Annotated in this window: 4 protein-coding genes and 1 pseudogene; 4 read left to right on the top strand and 1 reads right to left on the bottom strand. The window is 61.6% G+C overall.

Annotated features, from left to right (window positions below; translation table 11 throughout):
- Positions 1-276: 276 nt before the first annotated feature.
- Both HCZ97_RS20200 and HCZ97_RS20195 read left to right on the top strand, forming a co-directional pair.
- Positions 277-603 (top strand): hypothetical protein, encoded by a 327-nt coding sequence (locus tag HCZ97_RS20200; protein WP_167690918.1) that lies wholly within the window; start codon positions 277-279, stop codon positions 601-603.
- A gap of 408 nt (positions 604-1011) precedes the next feature.
- Positions 1012-2376, top strand: coding sequence for a hypothetical protein (locus HCZ97_RS20195; RefSeq protein WP_167690917.1), 1365 nt, complete (start codon positions 1012-1014; stop codon positions 2374-2376).
- 508 nt (positions 2377-2884) lie between these two features.
- On the opposite strand, the gene ettA is transcribed toward HCZ97_RS20195, so the two are convergent.
- On the bottom strand, positions 2885-4540 hold the full coding sequence (gene ettA / locus HCZ97_RS20190) for an energy-dependent translational throttle protein EttA (protein ID WP_167690916.1): 1656 nt from the start codon (positions 4538-4540) through the stop codon (positions 2885-2887).
- Between the two features lie 188 nt (positions 4541-4728).
- Between ettA and HCZ97_RS20905 the strand changes: the two genes are divergently transcribed.
- Entirely contained in the window at positions 4729-6156 is a 1428-nt protein-coding gene (locus tag HCZ97_RS20905; RefSeq protein ID WP_167690914.1) for a methyl-accepting chemotaxis protein, read from the top strand.
- A 168-nt stretch (positions 6157-6324) separates the two neighbouring features.
- Positions 6325-6648 (top strand): annotated as a pseudogene (locus HCZ97_RS20180) (hypothetical protein); the annotation flags it as partial.

The following is a 6648-nucleotide window of genomic DNA, read 5'->3' as shown; positions in this document are numbered from 1 at the left end:
GCAGGTCACCAGAGGCCGGAGACGCCCCGCCGCCCCCCTGTCCCTTGGGGCGGCGGGGCCATCTGTTTTTGCGGTGCGGGTGGGGCCCCGGGCAAGCCGGGCGCACCCCTCTGGAATCAGACGACAAACAAGCAGATCTGACCGGCGTATGCCGTTACGGAAACCTTCCCTGCCGGGATTCGTGATTTGCCTGAGCGCTGGCCGGGGCGCATCCTTGGGCTGTGTTTCACTGCCGCTTTGCCCGGCGCCCATCCGCCCTGCGCCAAGGAGCTTGCCATGCGCCCCCGGACCTTCGCCCTCCCCGCCCTTCTTGCCCTGACTTTAGGCCTTTCGACCGGTCTGAGCACTGAGGCCCAGGCCCAGTTCTGGCTTTACGGAGACGGCGGCCCGGCCTACCGGCAGGCGGGCTTCACCCAGAGCCAGATGAAGAAATACGCCCGCACGGAGCTTTTCCGCGAAGAGGGTCAGAGCACGGAACAGGCCATCGCCAGCAGCGGCATCGACCCCACGACCTACGAGCTGATCGCCAAGGCCGTGCGCACCAGCCCGGCCATCCGGATGAGCGCCAACCAGATCAAGATGCGGCTGAAGACCGCCCGGTGAGGGCGGGGGTGCGTTGCGGCTGAGGGGAGTTGAGCGTCTGTGTTTGCCATCGCGGTCTTGGATGGGCGGAGAGCGGCCATTCGCAGCTGTCGCGAAGGCAGCCTTGCCTCAACGTAGAAGCGGACATTCAGGCGAGGAGCGAGGCCGAAGCACGCTCGATCGACACCACGGGGCGAGAGCTGCCGATCGCTGCATCGCGGACGAACGGCGGCAATGCGTAATGAAGCTGTCTTTCGCGCCGCGTCTGCCTTAGGTTGCGCAGAGTAGGAAACCAGCAGTGGGTTGAGGCAGTGAACGCCGCGGGTGGTTTGGGGAAGTGGTCCTGGGATGTAGTTTTCCAGCCGACCGAGATGCAAGACGTCCTAGCCAGACACTCTAGCCAGACACTCTGCCTCGTGAGATGCGAAGATGAGAATTGACACAACCGGCGTCGCAATCGTTCGTCATTCGGAAACTGGAGCAAAGTTTACGATTGAGGCTGACGAACTTGATTGGGAGGTAGTTGCAAGTGAAGAACGGGGTATGGGTCCTGAGCGCCTGTGGAGCGCTTCAACACATCGCGAAGAATTAGGCGAACTTCGTTGGGAGATGTCGGAGTATCCCATCGGGGCCCTTGGAAAGATCGTTCATGACTTTAATGGGCATGAACTGGTTCAGGATTTTTCCATCAGTCTAGAACATGAGCCAGACTACGATGATGAAGAAATCGATGAAGAATCTGCCATTGAAGAAATGAAAGAGTGGTTTTACTCAAACTACGAAGACCCTGCTAACTCACTGCCATATATTAGCGCAGAAGGCGGCTACCAGTGGATCTATGGCGGACCTGAAACGCCACAAGTGGCACTAGGGGATAACTTCTCTGCTGAATACCCTGACGAAATAATTGAAAAGGCTGCTCAGCAAATCATCGATGAAGACGGAATTTGGGACTGGTCGCCGATTCCTGGCGAAGAGTTTTTTGAACTCTCTGAGCAAGATGAAGCAGAGCCTGCAGAAGATGAAGCGGAGGAACTGAGCCGACTTTTACCTTTAGCAGAAGACCTTCTTCAAGACCAAGAAACCGGTGTTTTCAGCGTTCGCGCGAAGAGAATTGAGAAACCTGATCTCCTGTCTGCAACACTTGACCAGTTGGCGGACGCGATTGAAGACGTTCTTGCGAGTCCATCGAATGGATTGAACGCTGACTCGCTCGAAATCCGTCGGTTGAACCGCACTTTAGAGCGCTACTCGAATGACCCTCAAAGGGTCGAGATGGACCTTACGTCGGTTCATTTGGCGCTTACTTCGCAAATCGGAACTGGTGAGCTGCCGCCATCAGACGAAAACCAAGCCTTGCTTCTTGCTTTGCAAGAAGGAGCTCAGGGAATAAGGGCCACTGATCCGCAGGTGGCGGAAAACAGGAAGCTGCTGCAGCAGCAAGCGCTGCAAGAACTTGAGCCAGAAAATCTCGATCTGCTCTCCGATGCGGCTCCTGTCCTAGAAGCAATTACACAAGGCGATCTGTGCGAACAAATGCGGGAGGACATCCTGTACCTCACGCAGGAAATGCTCGTTGGACCACCTAAGTTGCCGGGTGTAACAAGAGCTGACGCTATTAGTTCCGGTAGGGACGAAGCCGTGCGCGTTTTTGGAAGGTCGGCTCGGATGTTGATAGCTTTGCGCAAGTCTCCCGAGCTTGTACACAAACTTCATGAAAGTGCTGGTTTCAAAGCGTTGAGTATTATTGGCGTCCTTGGGGGGCTGATCTCGTTAGGCATGATGCTGTTTTGAGAGGTTCAAAGCGGCGATTGCCATTCGTGGGGTCAAACGGACTGCCAAGACCGTTTGGATCTCGATCTCGAGAGTGAACTTAAGGTCTGCCACAAGGTCGGACTTAGCATTGAAGCCACATCCCCGTCAGGCGGTCCTCGCCGGAGGCGTACATGCAATGTTTAATTCGCGGCGAAGGTCCGCAACCCGCCCTCAGCAAAACGTCTCGCAAGCGCGGCACAGATCGAGGCGTTGCAGCGAATGGCAGGAAGGTCCGCATCACTGACCTTGGGGCCCTGGGCTATGCTGCGCGGTGCCATGAAGGTCCGGTATGGGGAGGCCGCGCCGCGGCAATGGTGATCCTGGCCAATGACCGGAATGGGCCGAAAGCCCCGGCAGTTACCCCACTGATACATCCGCCCCCTCCCTGCCCCTACCAGCCCTTACTCCCGAAATCGCACCCCCACCAAAAAAACAAAGGGCGGCCCGATGGCCGCCCTCTTTCCGTCTCAAGTAAACTCCCGCGCCTTTAGCGCGCGAACTTCTTGTACTTGATCCGCTTGGGCTCCAGCGCGTCCGGGCCAAGGCGGCGTTTCTTGTCTTCCTCGTAATCCTCGAAGTTGCCTTCGAACCATTCGACATGGGCATCCCCCTCGAAGGCCAGCATGTGGGTGCAGATCCGGTCCAGGAAGAAACGATCGTGCGAGATCACGACGGCGCAGCCGGCGAATTCGGTCAGCGCGTCTTCCAGGGCCCGCAGGGTTTCCACATCAAGGTCGTTGGTCGGTTCGTCGAGCAGCAGCACGTTGCCGCCCGAGCGCAGCAGGCGCGCCATGTGGACCCGGTTGCGTTCCCCGCCCGAGAGCAGCGAGACCTTCTTCTGCTGGTCGCCGCCCTTGAAGTTGAAGGCCGAGCAATAGGCCCGCGCGTTCACTTCCGCATCGCCCAGCTTGATGATGTCCTGGCCGTCCGCGATAGCCTCCCAGACGGTCGCGTTGGGGTCCAGGTCATCCCGGCTTTGATCGACGTAGGACAGCTTGACCGTGTCGCCGTATTCCACCGCGCCCTCATCGGGCTGTTCCTGGCCGGTGAGCATCTTGAACAGCGTGGTCTTGCCGGCGCCGTTGGGGCCGATGACGCCCACGATGCCACCCGGCGGCAGGGCGAATTCCAGGTTCTCGATCAACAGCTTGTCGCCCATGGCCTTTTTCAGGCCGGTGACGTCGATCACCTTGGAACCCAGGCGCGGGCCGTTGGGAATGACGATCTGGGCATTCGCCAGCTTCTCGCGCTCGGACTGGTTGGCCAGTTCGTTGTAGGACTTGATCCGGGCCTTGGACTTGGCCTGACGGGCCTTGGCCCCCTGGCGCATCCATTCCAGTTCGCGTTCCAGCGTCTTCTGCTTGGACTTGTCCTCTCGTGCTTCCTGCTGCAGGCGCTTGGCCTTCTGTTCCAGCCAGGCGGAGTAATTGCCCTCGTAGGGGATGCCGCGGCCACGGTCGAGCTCAAGGATCCAGCTGGTGATGTCATCCAGGAAGTAGCGGTCGTGGGTGACGCAGAGGATGGTGCCCTTGTAGTCGATCAGGTGCTGTTGCAGCCAGGCGATGGTTTCGGCGTCCAGGTGGTTGGTCGGTTCGTCGAGCAGCAGCATGTCCGGCGCTTCCAGCAGCAGCTTGCAGAGCGCGACGCGGCGTTTCTCACCGCCCGACAGCGTGGTGACATCGGCATCGTCCGGTGGGCAGCGCAGGGCCTCCATCGAGACATCGACCTGGCTGTCCAGATCCCAGAGGTTCTGGCTGTCGATCTCGTCCTGGAGCTGCGCCATCTCGTCGGCGGTCTCGTCAGAGTAGTTCATCGCCAGTTCGTTGTAGCGGTCCAGGATGTCCTTCTTGGCCTTCACGCCAAGCATGACATTGCCGCGCACGTCCAGCGTGGGGTCCAGTTCGGGTTCCTGGGGCAGGTAGCCGACCTTGGCCCCCTCGGCGGACCAGGCTTCGCCCTGGAAGTCCTTGTCCCAGCCGGCCATGATCTTGAGCAGGGTGGATTTACCGGCGCCGTTGACGCCGACGACGCCGATCTTGACGCCGGGCAGGAAGTTCAGGTGGATGTTCTCGAAGCATTTCTTGCCACCCGGGTAGGTCTTCGAGACCCCGGACATGTGGTAGACGTATTGATAGGCGGCCATGTGGATGCTCCCTTGGCTGGGTGATCGCGTTTGGCGGCTTGGATACAGAAGTAGCGCGACAGGGGCAATCGGCATGGTTCGTTGCGGGTTCGCATTAACTTCGGCGGCATTAACGCCCTTCTCACGGTTTGCATGGATGGTCTGCGCGGGCGCCCGATGGGTCCCGCGGTGCATGCAAGGAGCGCGACGTGAACATCGAGAAAGAGATCCGGCCCTGGACGGCTGAAGAGAAGACGCTGGGCAAGGAGGTCCGCGACCTTGTCATGCCCGACCTGCGGGAGGTCCTGTTGCGGGCCTACAAGGTCGTGGATCCGACGATGAAGGTGCTGCCGGCGGATCTTTACAAGCGCGAGCAGACCAAGTTCAGCCGCATCGCGACCGGGGAATTCTCTGAGGCCTATTTCAGCGGGCAGTCGGAGCTGGCCCGCGATATCGCGCAGCAGATCAGCTATCCGAAGTACCTGGCCGGATACGGGCTGTACGCCGGCGGGCTGGCCGCCGCGCTGTCGCACCGACTGGAGGCGCAGAAAGAGGGCGCAGCCCCCGTCACCCCCGCCCATCGGGAGAAACTGTTCAACCAACTCATGACGGCCATCTTCGCGGATGTGGCCGTGGCCATGCACCACTTCTTCGCCAGCGAAGCCCAGACGGACCAGCGGGCGATGGATGTGCTGGGCCAGGCGTTGCGCAGGCTCTCGGATGGGGACCTGACCCATCGCATCGGGGCGGATGCGCCCGAGAAAATCGCCCGCGCCCGGCAGGATTACAACGAGGCCATGCAGAAGCTGGACCAGGTGATGCAGGACATCGCCGGCACCACCGCGGAGGTGCAGGACGGCACCGATGCCATCGCCAGCGCCCTGCAGGCCCTGAACCAGCGCACCGAACAGCAGGCCAGCGCCATGGAGGACAGCGGCCAGGCGCTGAACTCCATCAGCGAAACGGTGCAGGACACGGCCCGGGGCGCGCGCCAGGCGGTGACCACCGCCACCCAGGCCAATGACATGGTGGCGAAATCCAGCGCCGGCATGAAGCAGACCCAGCAGGCCATGCAGGAGATCGCGGAGAGCTCCTCGGAAATCGCGAAGATCGTCTCTGTCATCGACAACATCGCCATGCAGACCAACCTGCTGGCCCTGAACGCCGGGGTGGAGGCCGCCCGCGCGGGCGAGGCCGGGCGCGGCTTTGCCGTGGTCGCCACGGAGGTCCGCTCGCTGGCCCATCGCTCCGCCGATGCGGCGCGCGATATCCGCGACCTGATCGAGGCCAGCGCCGGCCATGTCTCCCGCGGGGGCAAGCTGGTGGATGACACCAGCCAGATCCTGGACGAAACCCGCGGCAAGATGGCGGAGATCGATACGCTGGCCGGCACCATCCGCAGTTCGGCAGAGGAGCAGGAGATCAGCATCAAGGGGATCAACCAGGCGGTCCTGCAAAGCGGCGACCTGACGCAGCAGAATGCCTCCATGTCCGAAGAGGTCACCGCAGAGGCCACGCGGCTGCGCGACCAGGCCCATGTGCTGCACGGGTTGCTCAGCCACTTCCGGCTGACAGGCTCCGGCCTGGCGATGGAGAGCTGGCAGGCGGGCGATACCGGCGCGCGGCGGCAGGCCTGATCGCCCCCGCCCCACCGGGCTTCCGGGCGCATGTCCAGTTGCCCGGCGGCCTGCATCGCCAGGTCTTGCAGGTCAGGGGATGATCGCCCTTCACGCGGGAACTTCCGGAGGCCCGCGAACGTTTAGCGACAGCCACAATGGCCCAGCGCGTGACAGATCGGGATCCGGATGAGCGAAGACAGCACCCCACAGGCCAGTCCCGAAGAGGATGGCCCCCAGCAAGGGGCTGCGCCACATTTCACCCGTCACCTGCGACGCATTGAGCTGCTGCTGACGGGGCTGCTGATCCTTTTCGTGCTCTGGTCGATCTCCCTGGCGAAGGTGGTCGTGCTGCCCATCGTGCTGGGCCTGCTGATCGCCCTGACGCTGGCCCCCTTCCTGCGCTGGCTGCGCCGTCTTGGCGTGCCCTCCCATATCGCGGCCATCCTTATCGTCTTTTCCATCGGCTCCAGCGTGGCCTACGGGCTCTACATGCTGCGCCTGCCGGTGCAG

It is taken from the genome of Pseudooceanicola sp. HF7 (assembly GCF_011806405.1).
Classification (GTDB): Bacteria; Pseudomonadota; Alphaproteobacteria; order Rhodobacterales; family Rhodobacteraceae; genus Pseudooceanicola.
Note: the sequence above shows the minus strand (reverse complement) of the source record. Positions and strands in the feature narration are given on the sequence as shown.

Excerpts from the sequence above, each read along its gene's own strand:
- HCZ97_RS20200 (WP_167690918.1), top strand. The coding sequence starts at position 277 with ATGCGCCCCCGGACCTTCGCCCTCCCCGCCCTTCTTGCCCTGACTTTA.
- HCZ97_RS20195 (WP_167690917.1), top strand. The coding sequence starts at position 1,012 with ATGAGAATTGACACAACCGGCGTCGCAATCGTTCGTCATTCGGAAACT.
- ettA (WP_167690916.1), bottom strand. The coding sequence starts at position 4,540 with ATGGCCGCCTATCAATACGTCTACCACATGTCCGGGGTCTCGAAGACC.